The 19,032-nt window shown below is 41.1% G+C and carries 9 protein-coding genes; all 9 read right to left on the bottom strand.

Annotated elements, in window-relative coordinates; translation table 11 throughout:
• Positions 1-58: 58 nt before the first annotated feature.
• The 9 genes from ACTHN6_RS01085 to ACTHN6_RS01045 all read right to left on the bottom strand — a co-directional run bounded on the left by ACTHN6_RS01085 (position 59) and on the right by ACTHN6_RS01045 (position 18,814).
• On the bottom strand, positions 59-901 hold the full coding sequence (locus ACTHN6_RS01085; RefSeq protein WP_440433857.1) for a hypothetical protein: 843 nt from the start codon (positions 899-901) through the stop codon (positions 59-61).
• A gap of 48 nt (positions 902-949) precedes the next feature.
• Positions 950-2,545, bottom strand: a complete 1,596-nt coding sequence (locus tag ACTHN6_RS01080) for a RagB/SusD family nutrient uptake outer membrane protein (RefSeq protein WP_440433856.1) — start codon at positions 2,543-2,545, stop codon at positions 950-952.
• 21 nt (positions 2,546-2,566) lie between these two features.
• Positions 2,567-5,689 carry a SusC/RagA family TonB-linked outer membrane protein gene (locus ACTHN6_RS01075; protein WP_440433855.1) on the bottom strand — a complete coding sequence of 1,041 codons (3,123 nt, stop codon included), beginning with the start codon at positions 5,687-5,689 and terminating at the stop codon, positions 2,567-2,569.
• Positions 5,690-6,418: 729 nt separating this feature from the next.
• Positions 6,419-8,374 (bottom strand): alpha-L-fucosidase, encoded by a 1,956-nt coding sequence (locus tag ACTHN6_RS01070; protein WP_440433854.1) that lies wholly within the window; start codon positions 8,372-8,374, stop codon positions 6,419-6,421.
• 212 nt (positions 8,375-8,586) lie between these two features.
• Positions 8,587-9,051 carry an alpha-L-fucosidase gene (locus ACTHN6_RS01065; RefSeq protein ID WP_440433853.1) on the bottom strand — a complete coding sequence of 155 codons (465 nt, stop codon included), beginning with the start codon at positions 9,049-9,051 and terminating at the stop codon, positions 8,587-8,589.
• A gap of 352 nt (positions 9,052-9,403) precedes the next feature.
• Positions 9,404-10,888: a glycan-binding surface protein gene (locus ACTHN6_RS01060; protein WP_440433852.1), complete on the bottom strand. Its 1,485-nt coding sequence runs from the start codon at positions 10,886-10,888 to the stop codon at positions 9,404-9,406.
• A 19-nt stretch (positions 10,889-10,907) separates the two neighbouring features.
• Positions 10,908-12,482 (bottom strand): RagB/SusD family nutrient uptake outer membrane protein, encoded by a 1,575-nt coding sequence (locus ACTHN6_RS01055; protein WP_440433851.1) that lies wholly within the window; start codon positions 12,480-12,482, stop codon positions 10,908-10,910.
• Between the two features lie 15 nt (positions 12,483-12,497).
• The gene (locus ACTHN6_RS01050) at positions 12,498-15,686 is read right to left on the bottom strand and encodes a SusC/RagA family TonB-linked outer membrane protein (RefSeq protein WP_440433850.1); all 3,189 of its coding nucleotides are present in this window, start codon (positions 15,684-15,686) and stop codon (positions 12,498-12,500) included.
• A 269-nt stretch (positions 15,687-15,955) separates the two neighbouring features.
• On the bottom strand, positions 15,956-18,814 hold the full coding sequence (locus ACTHN6_RS01045) for a TIM-barrel domain-containing protein (RefSeq protein ID WP_440433849.1): 2,859 nt from the start codon (positions 18,812-18,814) through the stop codon (positions 15,956-15,958).
• Positions 18,815-19,032: the final 218 nt, after the last annotated feature.

The raw sequence follows: 19,032 nt of genomic DNA, 5'->3' as shown, positions 1-19,032 counted from the left end.
TTCAATTTTCATTTGACGCCCGCAGGTTCTCCTGTTCGCCCACGAGATTGATTGTTCACTACTGAGCGATATAATTATAAATTTCAAATTCTGCGTTTGTCACATGATGAAATGCGATTTGCATCGTCTTGTCTGTTAAGGTTATAAGCGTGCCTTTAGCAAAAACCTGGTCTAACCCGATGTTCAGCGGGGTTACATTTGAAAAGGAAATTGTTTTTTTATCTTTATCTAAGTAGTAGGTGCCATTAGAGACGCCGCTGTTTGCTGTCATCTTTTGGTCCACTTTTACATAAGGACCTCCTTTAAGGCTAAAGGTCATCGTACCATAATCACCCGCCGGGCATATCCATGTATTGTCTGACCATTTAGGAAACCATGTCCAGCAATTACCACCAGGTTTTGTGCATTCCTGGTTCCATCCTAATTCGTCTCCGGAATAATATAACGGGCCATCAAAAGATTGGGAAACGCCATTGGCATCTAAATCCAGCGTCCACACTTTTTCATTTCCGGGGCCACCGGATAATGCAACCCACAAAGGATCGTTTACATAGTTAAGGTTATCCTTTGTAACATGAACAGTAATTGTATCAAAATACACTATTCCTCCGCCTGTAATAGCCGAGCGGGCAATTTTATAATCCCCGGTAAATGCGTAACGCACAGTATCAATCCGGCGCATAGATTTGCCGGTGCCATAATCCCAAACCGGTTGAATCTTATCTGTGTGATTAATCAGGTATACTGTGTTGCCACCGGGGTCAACAGTAAGGTCTTGTTTTACCTCCATATCGATGGCTGATTTATCAGGCAGAGCAGGCAAAGTGTAATCTTTCTTTTTACAGGAAACTACGATGCCTGCTATAAAAAGCAACAGTGTTATTTGTTTGAGAAGTTTCATCACTAAATATTTTTGATGTTATTGTTTTTAAAAAGATGAAAGTCTTTATTACCATCCGGCATTTTGTTTCAACACGCCGTTTGATAAAGTGATTTGTGAATAGGGTATTTGTGACAACCCTTTTGTTTCTTTAATTTTTGATGCAGAAATTGTTTTGGTTGTATTCACTCCGCCATTTTGAAGCGTAACGGATTCAGCAATTGCTGATGCCGCCACATCTATTCCCTGGCGAAGCAAATCCCAGTAACGAATGCCTTCTCCCGCAAATTCGAGTCTTCTTTCATTCATAAGGTTTGCCTGGTTTATAGGGATTTGAACAAAGTTGGAACCGTAGGCTCTTTGGCGAACTTCATCAAAATATTGCTGTGCTTTTGGAGCGCCTAATTCAGCAGCCATTAATAAAACATCTGCATAACGGATAGAAACATAATCCTGAAACTGGCTAATCTGAAAGCTTACGCCACCCATTTTTTCCGCCAGGCTTGTACCCGCTTCATCAACCATCGGCGTATATTTCTTCCAATAATAACCGGTGTATTCTCTCTGGTCTTTTATGTTTTTGAAATCGAGGTTTTCGTCAGCGATGGAAATAATAGAAGCGCTTTTTCTTGTATCGTTTGCGTTATAAGCATTCCAAAGTTTAGGGTTTACTGTTCCGCCGCCCCAACCTAAGCCATAAGGATAAATGCTCTGCACACGAATGCCCAACATTACAATCCAGCTACTGCCATCAACATTCCCATTCCAGTCGCTGGTGTATGTGTATTTTATGGAAAACACAGTTTCTTTATTATCTTCTCCGGCGTAATTGCTAAGCGATGCCGCAGGCCATAGGTTAGCAAAATTGCTAACCAAACCAAAACCTCCATTATTGATTACATCTTCCAGGTAAGCGAGTGCCTCCGATTTGGATACAGCACCCACTAAATCCTGTTTGCCATAATAACCGGTATAATAAAGAAATACACGGGCAATTAATGATTCTGCAGCCCACTTCGTTACCCTGCCATGTGTAGCCGGGTCTTGTGCGGCATAACTGGTGGCCGGAAGATTGGCGGCAGCAAACTTTAAATCTGCTGCAATTAAACTGTACACACTGTCGGGGCTTGTTTGCGGAAAGTTTTCACTAGAAGGTGTTGTAACGAGCGGAATATTACCCCAAAATCTCACCATATCAAAATACAGGTAGGCGCGAATAAATCTTGCTTCAGATTCATACACGTTGCGCAGGGTTTCACTTCCTGTCCAATCCACCTGGTCAAGATGTGACAACAGCATATTGGCCCGGTAAACAGCCTTGTAATAAGCACTCCAGTTATCTTTAAACATATCCTGGTCGCTGGGCGAACGAAGCTTGTCAAATTCGTCTATCATTTGAAAACCAAATCCGTCTGCATTGCCGGTGCCTCCAAATGCATCGTCTGACATTACTTCTGTAGCTACTACAGCTAACCCCGATCCGGATGCTCCTGCGCGTTGTAACCCATCATATGTACCTATCAATGCTTTGTATGCGTCTGCCGGCGTATTATAAAAGTTTTGTTCTGAAACGCTTGTTACATCCTCGGTATCGAGAAAGCTTTTTTTACAGGCAGCCAGTGACAATAAAGCGATAATCCCGATATATAATTTAAAATTTTTCATAATTCTCCTTTTAAGTTTTGATTAAAAACGAATGTTTGCACCTACCATCATGGTTATTGGCCTTGGATAATAACCTACATCCACCCCTGAAGAAAAGCCTTCATTGTGACCAATTTCAGGATCCATTCCATTGTATTTGGTGAAAGTGAAAGCGTTTAATACAGAAGCGTACAGTCTTACTTTGTTGAGGTAGCTCTTTTTTATAATGCTGCCAAAATCATAACCAAGGGTAATTGTGCTGATGCGTAAATAGCTGCCGTTATAAACATAGAGGTCGGAGAATTGAGCAAAGTTGGTACCTTCTTCTGTTACTCTCGGAATGCTGTTTGATGAGCCGGGGCCCGTCCATCTGCCCAAAATCTCCGCACTGTAATTGCCCCTTCCGCCAGGCCCTCTCCATGATTGTACCAACTGATTACCAGACACACCAGATGCCTGTACCAGGAAGTCGAAGCCTTTGTACCCAAGCGATACATTAAAGCCAAAGATGAAATCAGGATTAGGGTCGCCAATCTTTGTTCTGTCGTTATTATCAATAACACCGTCATTATTTAAATCAACAAAACGAACGTCACCGGGTTTTGCATCGGGCTGAATAAGACCGCCTGTTTTGTTTGTGTATGCATTTACTTCTTCTTCTGTTTGAAAAATTCCCGCTGTTTTTAAGCCCCAGAAATAACCAACAGGATAACCGTTTTGTGCTCTGTAAAACTCAGGGGCATTGGCAAACAAAACATTGGTATTGCCATGAATGATATGGTCCTGCGTGGGAATGTTTCCAATGGTGTTTTTATTATATGAACCATTAACACCAACAGCGTAACTAAAATTCGTGCCGATGGTGTTACGATAATTAAGCGCCAGCTCTACGCCGGTATTCTTTACATCGCCTCCATTGATGGTTAAATTATCAACACCTGTAGTAGCAAGAACGGGTACACTAATCAGCCAGTCTTTTGTTTTCTTAATGTAGTAATCAAAACTAATGTTCAGGTTGTTCATCACGGTTGCATCAAAGCCAATATTGGCTTGCTCCGATGTTTCCCATTTTATATCAGGATTTCCGAGCGTGCTTGGATAGGCGCCCTGTGTATTTACACCTTCAACGGGTCCGAAGCCATAACCAGCCTGGCTAAAGCTGATAAGCGACAGATACTGATAGCCGGCAATACTTTGATTACCTACCTGCCCCCAGCTTGCACGCAGCTTAAAGAAATTTAAGCCCTTTACATTTTGCAGGAAGGTTTCCCTCGAAGCAATCCACCCTGCTGATACAGAAGGGAAATAACCCCAGCGATGACCCGGCGCAAAATTGGAAGAGGCATCTGCGCGGAACGTAGCATTGAATAAATATTTTTCCTGAAAGTTATATTGAAGCCGTCCAAAATAAGAGGTTAACCCATATTCATAAGGTGAACCGCTTGCAGAAAGATGATTAGATTGAGCAGACCTGTCCTGCGCAACATCAAGGTATGCGTGCTTCAAATCAAGAACACGCAAATCCCAGTTCGTACCATAAAGACCGGAACCCGTTGTTTTTAATGCAGAACTACCAACCATCACACCGAAGCTGTGATTTTTTGCCACTTTAAAATCATAGCTTACTGTATTATCAAATTGAATGGTTCTGTTGGTACCCATAGACTGATAAACGGTGGAGGTATCAACATTTGAGAAAATTGAAAGATGGTAGGGAGGTCCAAATCCGTGACTTTGGTTACTGTTATAATTTATGCCGAGGCTTGTGCGGAATTTCAAACCTTTAACAGGTTCTATTTGCAAATACGCATCACCAAACAAACCCTGGTTATTGTTTCTGCCATTAGAGCCATAATACATCGAAGCATAAGGATTAGAAACACTGTTGTCCCACTGAGGATCACCTACTGTTCCGGGATTCCATGGAAGACTGTCTGACCTGAAGAAATTGCCCGATGAATCATACATGGGCAGGAAAGGCGTTGTAGAAAATGCAGCGCGTAACGTGTTGTTGTACTGACCGCCTGTTTGAATGCCGTGGCTGTTTACATTGTTGAATGTAAGGTGCTCGCCCAACTTGATAATGTTCTGATATAAATTATGCTCAGAGTTTATTTTAAAGCTATAGCGCTGATAACTGGAAATATCAGAACCGCCTACAATGCCTCCGTGGCTGGTATAACTTAACGACATTGAGTAAACAGACCCTGCGCCGCCACCCTGCACGCCCAAAACATAGTTTTGAGTAGGAACATTACGCACAAACATTTGATCTAACCAGTTAGTATTTACAGGTAAGTTGTTAATCTCATCATTGGTGAAGTATGGAATCTTACCTGAATTAACAGCCTGCTCATTCATAATAATAGCATATTCTCTTGCATCTAATAATTGAGCTTTTTTGGGAGAATTCTGAAGACCGTAATAAGCGTCAAGCGTGATTTGGGCTTTTTGATTTTGTTTTCCTGTTCTTGTAGTAACAAGAATAACGCCATTAGCCGCCTGCGAACCATAGATGGCTGCAGAAGCAGCATCTTTTAAAACATCAATGGATTCAATGTCGGCAGGATTGATTGAATTGAGATCAACACCCTGCACCCCGTCAACAACAACCAGCGGCGAAAAATTACCAATGGTTCCTTTACCGCGGATAATCACATTAAATCCATCCCCCGGCTGTCCCGAAGAAGAAGTGATCTGCACACCGGGCGCCTGCCCCTGCAGGGCTTGCAAAACATTCGTGGTATTTTGCTTTTGAAGGTCTTCACCCTTTACCTGTATGTTTGCGCCGGTTACCAGTTTTTTCTTTTGAGCACCGTAACCTATTACAATTACATCTTCCATGTGGTTATCGGATTCCTGTAATTGAATGCGCAGCACGCCGGAGCCAATCCTCATTTCCTGCGCAGCATAACCAACTGATGTAACTACAAGTACATCGCCGTTTGATGCCTCGATCGTAAACTTTCCGGCTTCATCGGCAACTGCAGCGCGACCTGTATGCTTAACTGTAATTGTTGCTCCGGAAACCGGAGCGGCGGTACGCTGATTAATGACCGTACCACTAACTTTTGCCGTTTGTGCAAAAGCATTTGTGCTCAGGAATACCGAAAAAATACCCCACTGCAGCAACACCCATAAGCGAATCGTTTTCGTAGATTTCATATTTACATTGTTTAACTTGACTAAATTTTTATAAGCGGTTTTTTCGTTTACATAAAAGTTCTTTATCTCCTTTTGCAACAAAAATTGAAAGCCTTTGTTGCAAAAGGTGTGATGATGTTGATTCGAAATGTGCTTAGCTGAGCATTCCCGGTGTGGCCATTAATTTTACTATTGTCTGAAACAACCCGGAGCTTAACAGTTTTGGAAGTACCGGTGTAAGCAAGATCAGTAAAGACAATACTTCCATCTTTTGTGTGAACGTACGGTGGAGACGCTACCGGTACATCATTACCTATTGAAGAACAGGGTAAGTTTAGCAGTAAAAATAACTTCTCCATATACAGCAAGCTTTCATTTGAATCGATGCTGTAAAACTATCCTGCAGTGGATTTAAGCAAGGGAGCCTAATGTTGCAGATTAGGGTATGAAATGATGCAAACAATTGATTTTTATCAGGATTTATTCAATGAGAAAGCTATTACACTTTTCTTTTTTATAAATATTGGGTGAAGCTTTTAAGTTATCAAATTCGTTCATAAAATTTTTTGCAGCGGAAATCCGATACATTTTGAACCGATGTGGATGTTACAAAATAGCTAACTAATAATAGTATTATGAAAAATATATGAAACGGTTAAGAAAAATTGCAAAATGGAATGTTATGAAACTTCACAATTCATTATTGATTTTTTCAAACATCAAATGATCAACAGCTTGCAGACATTCCAATCATTTTGTAATCACATCTATTTCAGCATAACCGATATTATCGTTATTTTCTGTGTTCTTCAATGCTCTTAATTTGACATAGCGGGTACTCATCGGTGCAAACTTTTTAATTTGCCATAAAGGGTTGTTTTTAATGTTTGAAAATTCGCCTTCATCAACAAGCTTCCATTCTTTATTATCATCCGAAACATAAAACTGGTAATTTGTAATCATGCTGGGTTGCCACGAATTCTGCTCGGGATAGTATTTAAAACCACTAATATCTTCCTCTTTGCCTAAATCAATTACAAGGTCGGCAGGCAATTTTGCACCTTTTGGCTGGCGCCATGAAGTTGACAAATCTCCATCTAACACTGCGTAGACTTTTTCATCTTCTGTTGAAATAATTTTCCAATCTTTCTTAGAGTTGCCAAATTGCTCACTGCTTTCAGGGCTGGTTTTATATGTAGCTGCATCGTAAGCAATTGCATGCACTTCTAATTTTCCATCTGCTATAAAAGGACCTGAATATTTTTGCGATTTCGAAGTTGGTTTACTTCCATCCAAAGTATAATAAACAACTGATTCTTCATCCGCCGGAATTATTTTTATTTCACCGGATTGATTTCTGATCACAATAGGTTGCGTAAGAATTTGAGGCGCATTGTAAATTCCGAGGTTAGAAATTACAGGACAAGCTTTTGAATCGGTAATATTTAATCGAATCTGCGTTGCGTTGACAGTTGGAAAACGAAGAATGCGCTTATAACCGATGGTGGTGCCGGTTGCTATTTCTTTCCAGTTTCCATTAATGAGAGCTTCTACGGTAAAAGCTTTTACTCTTTGCCCCAAACGAATATATTCCTGCACAAGAAAACGATTGAATGTGGTTGGTTTGCCAAGATTGATTGTAAGCGAAGCTTTCGTTACATCATCATCAGTTGCCCAATAAGTTTCTTGGCTGCTATCTATTGCATTCATTGCATCAAGCTGTTTTGAATTGCTCCGAACATTTGAAGCTATTGCATTTGCTTTGGCAGCAAGATTTACAGCAAATACTTCTTTCACTGCCTTCGCAAAATCAAGCGCTGCTTTTTCGTCATTTGGATGAATCAATCCATCAGGCATAATTGGAAAGTTGAGCAACAACGTAGCATTGTGCCCGATAGAATTATAGTAAGTCTCCATCAATTGAGGCACTGTTTTTACTTTGGTATCTTCACCCGGATGATAAAACCATTCCGGTCGTATCGAAGTATTTACTTCTGCGGGCACCCATGAATCTCCGTTTTCCAAACCATAATGTAACATGTTCCAGGTCACGTCGCCTTTTGCATTTAATAAACTCCAATTTGTCTCGCCCACATTGCCTGCTTCCGTTCCGACCCAGCGCAAATCACCTCTGTCACCTCCATCATTCCATATCACGATGTTGGGTTGCAATTTGCGAATGAGCTTGTATGTGTCTGCCCAATCGTAATACGTTTTCGCATCTATTTTGCGGGTTTCATTCGCGCCTCCATAATAGCCAGAACCTCCATTAGCACCATCAAACCAAATTTCAAAAATAGGTCCATAGTTAGTGAGCAATTCGGTGAGTTGATTGCGGAAATATGTGATGTATTCAGGCTTGCCGTAATCGGAATTATTTCTGTCCCACGGTGATAAGTAGATTCCTAATTTCAACCCATATTCTTTACACGCATTTGCTAATTCACGAACTACATCACCTTTACCATTTTTCCAGGGGGCATTTTTCACGGAATACTCTGTATATTTTGAAGGCCAGAGACAAAAACCACAATGATGTTTAGCAGTAAGAATTATTCCCTTCATGCCGGCTTCTTTACAAACGCGGGCCCACTGACGGCAATCTAATTTTTGGGGATTAAACAGCTTTACATCTTCATTACCATAACCCCATGATTGGTCTGTATAAGTATTCAATGAGAAATGAAGAAAAGCGTAATATTCCATTTGTTGCCACCGCATTTGATTTTCGCCTGGAACAGGACCAAAAGGCGCAGGAGAATTTGTTTGGGCCAAAATATTAACGGACATTAAAAGTCCAATAAAAAAAAATGTAATGAAACCCATTCTTTTTGGCAGAAGAAATTGCTGACTTTTGTTCATTTTATAGCAAGTTTAGAAAGGCGATTATTTAAAATCAATATTTGCAGTTAATACTGTTACGAAAGAATTCTTATCACATTTGCATAAGCCAATTCATCAGATGTTTTTTCAGGGAATGAAATCTCTAAACCATTTAAAAAACTCACCAATTCTTCTGGGTCCCATTTCTCTGCTTTCCATTCATTGATCACATCTTTAAATCCAAACTTAGAAGCATGACCATATTTCTGAAGATGGTTCTTATATTGCCGTGATCCTTCCTCGTACATTCCTCTCGCATACCAGTCTCCGGCTTCGGGCTCGCATTGTGGTCCCCAATGTGCCCACATTCCAAACTTTGCATCGCGATACCACTGAGGTGTTTGATAATTCTGTAAAGATTCCCATGTTGGTTTGAACGGACCTTGTGCAACAGGTTCTTTTAAATAATTTGAATAAAACAAATCGTTTCCTAATGCTCGTGATAACCATAATGATGGTAAAGTAGAGGCCATTCCTTTTATCAGCGTTCTTCTTTTCATTCGCGGTATTTCAATTGTTTAAAATTACGGTTATGCATTTACAAATCTCAATGGACCATAATTGTCCTCATGACATTAAAAAAATAAAAGAACGGGCACTATAGAAATAGACCCATGAACGATTGCTATAGGTCTCAGCTATTTCTGAGTTATTATTGCTACATATTTTTGCCATCTTATGATCGTCCTTCTTACTTCTGACAACTACTTCCACCTAACATAATAGTATCAAGTATCTTTTGATTCTTTACCGTATAGTTGCTTCTGTCAATCATGCCGCCGGTATTCCACCAGAATGGTTTCATCCCGTCGGCAATCGCCTGCCTTGTAACAAATGTGGCCCAGTGAGATACTATTTTACTTTTACTACTCTTAAATTATCAAACGCACCATAAAAACCTGTTGCCGTTGATGAAGTGCTATAGTTATGAATATACACGAAGCACTCACTGCTTCCCGATGGCCCCAGTAAATCTGCAAACTTTGATATAGAAGCCCCTTTACCATCGCCCAGCGCAGCATCTGTTTTACGGAACATTGAAAAAGGAATGGTTATGGTTCTCCAGCCTTTTGTGGTGTAGGGAGCTGTGGTGGTTGCAGATGTTTGCCATGGTTCCCACCGGGTCATGTAAGTGTTATCGGTGCTTTCAATAACAATTGAACCACCATTCCACGATTGCGGTATGCTTACCTCGAACTTAAATGCCCAATTGTTGATCGGGTCATTCATATTGGCTGCCGGCACCCATTGTACCGCATTCATGCGTATAGCATAATTTGAATAGGCATCACCCTCACCGGCATTAAGCACGCCATTTTTTAATACCATGTACAGGCTGTTATTTCCGGTGAAATCAGCATTGTAAGGAGGCCATCCTGAATTGGGGTCGCCACTGGTTAAGGTACTGCCGCCCCACCATTGCCAATTAAAATTACCGGACCACTCCCAATTTGATATAGAACCTGTGGCAATATCATTTACATTATAAATGGTAGTTACTGAACCGAATTGTGTGGTTATTGATACCGGCCCGCCTGTTGAAGTGGGAGGCATAACAAAACCAACGGAACTGCCATCGTCAGCTGATTGAAAAGAAGTTATAACTGTGCCGGCAAAAGTGAATGATTGAATATTTTTAAGATAGGTGCCGTAAACATACACCGAGTCGCCGGCAATGGCATTTTCGTTGGAAATACTTGTAATGGTGGGTATCGCCAGGATTTTAAATTCAACGGAGCCGCCTTTTGTTGTTAGCAATACCTGGTCAGTGGTTTGTTGGGCCGGCATAAGAAAACCGAGCGCTGTACCATCAAGGTTTGAACGATATGATGTTATGGGCGTTCCTGCATAAGAAAGGCTTTGAACCAAAACTAAATTGGTTCCATATACAAAAACAGAGTCGCCGGGGTTGGCAAATACATTGGAAATGTGAGTTATGGCAGGTGCACCAGGGCCTAAGTTGAATGGAAAAATGGTTGTGCCGCCTGTTGTTGTGTATTCTATCGTATAAAGTTTGGCGGTATCTATTGTTGAAAATAGTATAGCCGGTATTTGCACTACTGCGCTGTTCTCAGAAAACAAGGCGCCGTTAAAAGAAGCATTTACGCCATTAAATTTTATGGTAATGGCATTTTTCAGGTTCTGCCCTGTAATAACCACCCACTGCCCATCTGCTACAAGGTTATTGAGCACAGTGTCATTGGGAGAAGCTACATAACTTCTCACTTCAGCAATAACCGGGGATCTTTCAATATCTTTTTTACAAGCCGGCAATAAGGCCACTATCAATATGAAAAGCGACGAAATATATAAGCGCTTATTTAATATTGTATTCATAATAATATAACGTTTTGGATTAATAATAAGGAACAGGTGGTTCACCCAGGTTAGGATCAGCGGACAGTTCAGACGCCGGTATCTGCAGCGTAAAAGCCGAAATTGTAGCTGGAACGATAGCTGTACCAATAGGGGCGTCCGGCGTAGCCACTCCATTTGAATAGGTAAATGTTACCCGCTTTTGGTTATTGAGCATATTAACCGCTTTCGTGGGGTTCCAATAAGAAAGGCGCACCAGGTCGAGCCAGTACTGTCCTTCAAAAGCAAATTCAACTCTTCGTTCTTTAAGAATACTATCCATGTTTATTGTTGAAACAGGATCAACTCCGGCCCTTGTTCTTACCTTATTAAAATATTTCAGTGCTTCGCCATCGGCGGTGTTTGCATTATTGCCCAGGATTGCTTCGGCATAAATTAAATAAACATCTGCAAGACGCAGCAACGCATCATGTTCAATAGATGCTGTGTACGTCATAGTGGGTGCGTTATTATCCTTTTCATTCCCGATAATATGCTTTTTCATACTTTGGCTGGTCGCCTTGAATCCACCCCCGGCTGCATTTAATTCAGGATAAAAGTCACCGTTCATCATAAATGAAGCCTTTCTCCTTACCGTATCCTTTGCAGAATATTGCAGGTACAAATCATACGTAGCGTCTAAAGCCGTCCATGCACCATTTTTTTGCGGATTAATATCATTTGATGGGGAATACGTAAGTAATAAATTGCCTTCTTCCCAGCCAATACTTGCACCTGTGGCCCACTGCAGCGCAAATAGCGATTCCTGGTTGTCGTTATACTGAGACTGGAACAGGTTGTAATAATCAGGTAACAAATCCAAACCACTATTATTACAAACATTTCCCGCATACTTTTTTGCACTGTCTAACAATTGCTGGTTACGGGTTCCGTTGCCTTCCAAACCAGCCATAGTGAGGTAAACTTTTGCAAGCATGCCTTGTGCAGACCAGGTTGTTACTCTTCCTTTTTCATCGCTACGGGGTAAGCTGTTTGCAGCAAAAGTTAAATCACTGGCAATAAACTTATATACATCAGAAACGATGTTACGTTTCAGCAATGGGTCTTTAATAAGCTTGCTGTTGTCTTCGATAATGGGCACTGCGCCCCACAGCATAGCAAGATAATAATAGGCAGTGCCGCGAATAAATTTTGCTTCGCTGATAGCTGCATTTCTATCTGTTTCACTAATGGATTTATCTGCATTTTGTTCTATCGCGTTTATAACACCATTACATTGGCCAACCAGGTTGTACAATCCTTTCCATCCACCCTGCATTACACTGTTGCCGGCAGTAATGGTGCGTGTGTAAAGCTGCACCCAATCACTGATCCATTGACGGTTGCCGTTTCCGCTTAATATATCGCCCAAAGGCAAGTAGGCTTCGTGATGCCATACGCCCCAGGTAGCGCCGCCATAAAGACTGGCAGTGGCTAATCTTAAATCTGACCTGGTTTTATAAAAATTTTCTGAACTGATTTGTGATTGAGACGGGCGGTCGAGAAAGCTTTTCTTACAAGCAAAACAGAACACCGCAAGTAGTACAATCAGTATTTTTTTATCTGGATGTTTCATGATGCACAAACTTTTTTATTTGGTTAAATTCAGGTTCAGGCCGAAGGTGAAGGTTCTTGGCTGCGGATAATATCCACCATCCCAGCCAGCCTGTAATGGGTTCCATGAACCTATTTCAGGGTCCATACCCGAATAGTTGGTTATGATAAAGGCATTTGAAACCGTTGCATAAACCCTGAGGGCATGTATTTGTGCTTTGGATAATAATTTTTCAGGAAGTCTGTATCCCAGCGTAATGTTTTTGCACCTGATGAATGAACCATTTTCAATGTACAAATCAGACGGGCGAAGATTTTCGTTTGTGTTATCATTTCTAAGGCCAACTATTTTTGTATTGGGATTGGATATATAAGCATTATTTACATCAGCATGCGAACCATTCGGGTCTACATATTCCACCCTTGCATAGCCTAAAACAGACTTGAAATAATTAGTATTGTTACCAGGGTAGGTTTGTGAAATGGTCAGCTGGTTAAAAACTTTGTTTCCATAGCTTCCGCTAAAGAAAATATTCAAATCAAAATTTTTATACGTAAAAGAGTTGTTGAAACCAAATTGAAACTTAGGCAAAGGAGAGCCTAAAAATGTTTGATCTTTTGTGTTGATAACGCCATCACCGTTCAGGTCTTTATATTTTCTGTCGCCATACCAAATGCCGCCGCCATTGGGTGAAACAGGATAAGGATTTCCACTTTGGTCCACCGGAAGTGCATGCGATTTAAAATCATCAGGCATTGCAAATACGCCATCGAAAAGATAGCCGTAAAATGAACCGATTGCCTGCCCTACAACTGTTTTTTCAAAAACATATCCATTATAGGTTTGCGATAAATTGGCTGCATCGCCGCCATTACCCAAACTGATTATCTCATTTATGTTATGCGATACGGTAACGTCTGTTTTCCAGGTAAAGTTTTTGCCGTTAATGTTGGTGGTACCAACTCTGAAATCAAGTCCTTTATTGCTCATAGCACCAATGTTAACTATGGGTGCCTGCATAGCTCCGGGAGACCAACCTGTGGTGGTTCCGGAAAATAAAGGCAGCGGCAAACTTAACAGCAGTCCATCTGTTTTTCGGTCATACATATCAAAAGAGAAACTTATTCTTCCGTCTAAAAAAGTACCATCAATTCCCACATTGGAATATTTTGTTTTTTCCCATCTTATATCAGGGTTTGCCAGGTTGTATTGAAACTGTGCCGTACCGGATAAGCCGTTATTTACCGTATTAAGCAGTGTTGAATACCTGTTGTCGGGAATACCTTGATTATTAGTAATGCCATAACCTAAGCGCAGTTTCAGGTCATTAATAAATTTTACGTTTTTTAAAAATCCTTCATTACTTACTCTCCAGGCAAAAGCGGCGGAAGTAGTAGTTACCCATTTTTGCCCGGGTGCAAATTTGGAAGAACCATCATTGCGAATATTACCAGTTAATAAATACCTGTCGTTCCAATCAAGGTTAACCCGCCCAAAATAAGATTCAAGTGCCGGCCCTGAACCTGATATACCGCTGTTTGCAGCCGTATTGGCATCACCACTGCTGATAGATGTTACGTTATCGGAGGGGAAGTTGCGCCTGGATGCCGATACACTTTCGTAAGTGCTTAACTGAGATTCATGGCCCGCCAGTGCATTTACATTATATTTTCCAAATACGTGGGTATAGGTAAGGTAATTCCTGACTACCGTGTACACGTTTTGTGCTGAAGCAGCAGATGCGTTATTGATCGTATTCTTCGCCCTGCCAAAATCATAAGTAGGATTGAAAGTTTTTTCGATATTAAAATCAAAATTTCCGGATACCTCATTCCTTAATGTCAAATCTTTATAAAACTGAACCTCCGCATATACGTTACCAAATACCTGGTTTCTTTTTCTGGTATGCGAATTCAACAGCGCAAGGCCCACCGGGTTGGGAATTGGCACCACCCAACCGGCATCGTTGGTAACGCCGCCCCAGCTTCCATCTAAATTTTTTACAGGAACATCAGGCGTTAAGCTTAGCGCATTAGAGATTACGCTTGAAGTAGTTGAGTTAACATTCTCTTCAACGTGTGCCAGTTGAAGGCTGGTTCCAACTTTCAGCCAATTAGTTGTTTTATTATCTAAGTTTAAGCGAACTGAATATCTTTTAAAATCAGAGCCGAGTGCAATGCCCTCCTGGTCGAAATAGGAAGTTGACAATAAATATTGTGTGCGGGCATCGCCGCCATTAACGGTAATTGAATGGTTTTGCATGGGCGCCCTGCGGAACAATTCTGATTGCCAGTCGGTGCCGGTTCCCAGGTATTTTGGATTCGCCAGTTCCGGCCTGGCATCAAATTGCCATACAACTGCACGATCATTTAACAGTGAAGCAAACTCCTGTAAATTAACGGTAGGAAGCTTTTTAGGTATTTCCTGGTAACCATAATAACCATCGTATGTGATTGCAGGAGTGCCCACCCTGCCTCTTTTAGTGGTAATGATGATTACGCCATTGGTAGCCTGCGAACCATAAATAGCAGTTGCCGAAGCATCTTTTAGTACATCAATACTTTCAATTTCTGAAGGATTGATAGTATTGAGTGGATTTGACCCGCTACCCGGATCTCCTGTAGAAGTAATAAGCACACCATCTATCACATACAGTGGTGAATTGTTTCCGTTAATGGATGATACGCCGCGAACCTGGATAGATACACCACCACCGGGTTGCCCGGAAATCTGCTGTACCATTACACCGGCCACTTTGCCCTGCAGGGCCTGGTCTACAGTTGCGGGCAGTGTTTTGCGTAGTTCTTCACCGCTGATAGAAGAAATGGAACCAGTTACATCTTTTCGCTTCACTTTGCCGTAACCAATAACAACTACATCTTTAAGGTCTGCACTGTTTTCTTCCAGCTTTAATTCTATTGTGTTGGTGTTGCCAACTGTCACTTCTTTTGAAAAATAGCCTATGCGGGCAATCACCAGTATGTCACCCGTTTTAGCGTTAATTGCAAATTGTCCCTCGCTGTTTGTAGAAGTATAAACGCTGGAGCCCTTAATCAAAACGGTAACGTCTGTAAGCGGGCGGTCATCAATTGAGGAATAAACCTTGCCTGTAATTTTTCGTTCTACAGGTTTTTCCTGCCCATTGCTTTGTGTTGCAAGTAACACAAGGCATACAAAAAATAGTAGCCGGTTTTTTGTTTTTCGTGCATGTTGTTCAAAGTTCATAAGCAAACAATTAGTGGTTATAAAAGATGTTTATTGGGGTATCTGTTTTTATACAAGCTTTATATTTCCATGTATGGTATGCGTCACAATCCATTCATCGTTCTTCACATTATTCAGCATGCATGTAGCGGGCAACTGTTGTGCATCCTTTTATTAGTGGTTACTCACCATCACCTGCATGCGAAAACTGCGAGTGTCACAGGTATTGTGGCGTTATATTTTTCTTTGATCATCAGGTGTGCCATGCGCTGTTACCGGTTCGTAATAATCTATTTCATCGGCACCGTAATCTTTTCACCTTCATATGTTATGGTTGTTAAAGGTTGGGCGTCTGTGTTTAGCATTTCTGGTTTGTCTTTACTTATCCAGCGTATGCGGAAAGTTCTCGCAGCAAGCATTCCGTCAAAGCGGCCCTTACGTTTATCAATCGTTATTGTTTTTGTTGCTTCATTGTAATTGATTGGAATGATGGAAAATGCGCCCTTCTCATAATTGTAGTTCGTACCTTCATCTTCATACAAATTGAAAGAAGCATCTGCACCTGTGTAAACATTTAATGTGATGGTATCAGCAGGTTTTTCTGCAGTGTATTGCAGTTCGGGACCAACGGGAATAAAAGAACCAGCTTTCACAAACACTGGCATTCTTTCATACGGAGCATCTGCATTTATTTTTTTTCCGCCTGCATAAAATTTTCCTGAATAGAGATCGTACCATCCTGCACCTTTTGGTAAATACAATTCGCGGCTGCGTTGCTTGTATGCATAAACAGGATTGATCAGCAGCGAAGGACCAAACATGTACTGATCATTGATATTTAAAACGGCGGTATCGCTTTCGAAATCCATTGCAAGCCCACGCATCAGCGTATAGTTATCATGATAAGCAGCGCCGGCCAATGAATAGATGTAAGGAAGCAACCGATAACGCAGTTTGTCGTAATACAAAAAGCTTTTGTAGGCCGGATGATCTTCGGGGGCGGTGTTAAAAATTTCCCTGTAAGGATATTGCCCGTGCACACGAAACAATGGAACGAATGCACCAAACTGGCTCCATCTTGTCATCAGTTCCCGCCATTCTTCCAAACTTTCTGCATTCGGTTTTTCAAATTTTTCGGGAACCACAAATCCGCCAATGTCCATCGTCCAGTAGGGGAGGCCCGACATGGAAAAATTTACGCCGGCAGCAATCTGGTTTTTCATATCATGCCATGTAGCACCAATATCACCACTCCAGATTGCGGCAGCATAACGTTGTGAGCCTGTAAAACCCGAACGTGTTAATAAGAAAACCCTTTTGCCAGGATCGGTTGAACGCTGTCCTTCATAAATGCCTTTTGCATTTTGCAGTGGATATGCATTTAAATATTCCGCTGCGCTGCCCAATGCAGTTGGCGTCATCTGGAGTTTTCTTTTTTCGGGATCAACATTGGAAAGAATGTCGGGCTCGCTTGCATCCATCCACCAGGCATCAACACCTTTGCTGTAAATTTTTTTATTGATCAAATCCCAAAATCCTTTTCGTGCCTCTTTATTAAAAGCGTCATAAAAAGTAGAAACATAACCTTTGCCAATCCAGTCTCTCTGGCTATCGGCAATATTTCTTTTGTATAACCAGCCTTTTTTATCAAATTGTTTGTAGGTAGAAATGCCTTCGTAAAATTTAGGCCACACAGAAATCATGATCTGTGTATTGTATTTTTTATGCAATACATTAATCATGCTGTCAGGAGAAGGGAAACGCGATTGATCAAATTCCTGGCTGCCCCATTCGGGTTCTCTCCAATAGTTCCAGTCCAGCACAATATTGTCAATCGGAATTTTTCTTTTGCGGAATTCATCCACGGTGGAAAGAATTTCATCCTCGGTTTTATATCGCTCCCTGCTTTGCCAAAAGCCCAAAGCCCATTTGGGAACAATGGGCGCTTTACCGGTAAGCATTCGGTAGCCGCTGATCACATCATCCATATTGTTTCCATAGATGAAATAATAGTCAACCTGCCGGCCTGCTTCCGAGCAAAAGCTGAAAGAGTTTTGTTCTTCGGGCGAAAGCGGTTCCTGCCATTTTACTGATAGATACGATTCACCGGCTTCAGGTATCCATTCAATTTTTATCGGAACTTTTTCGCCGCTTTTTAAATTAATGGGTAATAGTGCCGGTGCAGGGTTCCATGCTTTACGCCAGCGATCCAAAACCAGTTGATTATTCAGCCAAACCTTCAAACTTCCACCAAGTGTAAAGTGCAATTGATGAAGACCTGATAAATAACTGGCAATGCTTCCTTCCCATATTGCAACGCCTTTTTCAGGCGTAAAACCTTTAGGCAGCATCAATTTTGAATCGCCTAAATATGGCATATTGATATCGGTTTCCGGTCTTTCGATGGTAACCTCTCCGGGCTTCAATTTATCATTGCAATAAGAAGCGGTAAGCCATCCTTCTTCTCCCTTTTTTGAAAAAAGCTGAAAAGAAGAAAGTGGATGAAGTGGTCTTATATCACCGGCTTTTGTGAGGGAATAATTATCCCAGAGAATACCATAATTTTTACTTGACAGGAGGAATGGAATGGCAACTTCTGTATTGTTTTGAAAGAATGTTACCTGCTGCCCGCGATAATTTAATACCCCATCCTGGTGCTGGCCAAGCCCATACCATGCATCGTCATCAACAGATTGAAAAGTTTGGGTGAGTGTGTAATAACGTTTGCCATCAAACACAGCGGGTTGAAAACTGCGGCCGGCAACTGGTTTTTCACCAATTATTTTTTTACCCTTTGTGTCAAAAAACGAAACAACGCCGGTTTTGAGATTAATGATGGCTGTAAGGGCTTTTGTTTTTAACGTAACCGTTTCCTTTGATGAAACTACATTCCATTTAAGGCCCGGATCTTTTGAATAAACGGTAACCAGGCTTTGCGAAGGAATGATTTCCTTTCCCGGCGCGGCAATTACTCTTATAATATTGTCTGCAACAACCTGGAGCTTAACAGCATTGGAAGTACCTGTAAAAAGCGGGTCGGTAAAAACGATAACGCCATCCTTTGTTTCAATATAAGATGGAGGTTCTGCCAGTAATACATTAAAAAGCGAAGTGCATAGAACATTTAGCAGCAGCAGTCGTAGTTTCATAAACAGCAATCCTTTCTTCTTTATTAATTAATGCTGTAAAACTATCCTGCAGCGGGTTTAAACAAGGGAGTGTAATGTTGCAGATTAGGGTATAAAATGTTGCAAACAATTGATTTTTATTAAGATTTATTCAACGCAAAAGCTTTTACACGCTTCTATTTTTATTTTTTGATGAAATGGGGTGAAGCTTTCAGGTTATTAAATTTGTTCATTAAAAT

Source organism: Parafilimonas sp. (assembly GCF_051953455.1).
Lineage (GTDB): Bacteria > Bacteroidota > Bacteroidia > Chitinophagales > Chitinophagaceae > Parafilimonas.
The sequence above is the reverse complement of the archived record's forward strand: the minus strand, read 5'-3'. Positions and strand labels throughout refer to the sequence as shown.

Bases quoted from the DNA above. Each gene is read 5' to 3' on its own strand.
- ACTHN6_RS01055 (WP_440433851.1), bottom strand. From the start codon at position 12,482: ATGAAACATCCAGATAAAAAAATACTGATTGTACTACTTGCGGTGTTC.
- ACTHN6_RS01070 (WP_440433854.1), bottom strand. From the start codon at position 8,374: ATGGAATATTACGCTTTTCTTCATTTCTCATTGAATACTTATACAGAC.
- ACTHN6_RS01065 (WP_440433853.1), bottom strand. From the start codon at position 9,051: ATGAAAAGAAGAACGCTGATAAAAGGAATGGCCTCTACTTTACCATCA.
- ACTHN6_RS01080 (WP_440433856.1), bottom strand. From the start codon at position 2,545: ATGAAAAATTTTAAATTATATATCGGGATTATCGCTTTATTGTCACTG.
- ACTHN6_RS01050 (WP_440433850.1), bottom strand. From the start codon at position 15,686: ATGAACTTTGAACAACATGCACGAAAAACAAAAAACCGGCTACTATTT.
- ACTHN6_RS01075 (WP_440433855.1), bottom strand. From the start codon at position 5,689: ATGAAATCTACGAAAACGATTCGCTTATGGGTGTTGCTGCAGTGGGGT.
- ACTHN6_RS01060 (WP_440433852.1), bottom strand. From the start codon at position 10,888: ATGAATACAATATTAAATAAGCGCTTATATATTTCGTCGCTTTTCATA.
- ACTHN6_RS01045 (WP_440433849.1), bottom strand. From the start codon at position 18,814: ATGAAACTACGACTGCTGCTGCTAAATGTTCTATGCACTTCGCTTTTT.
- ACTHN6_RS01085 (WP_440433857.1), bottom strand. From the start codon at position 901: ATGAAACTTCTCAAACAAATAACACTGTTGCTTTTTATAGCAGGCATC.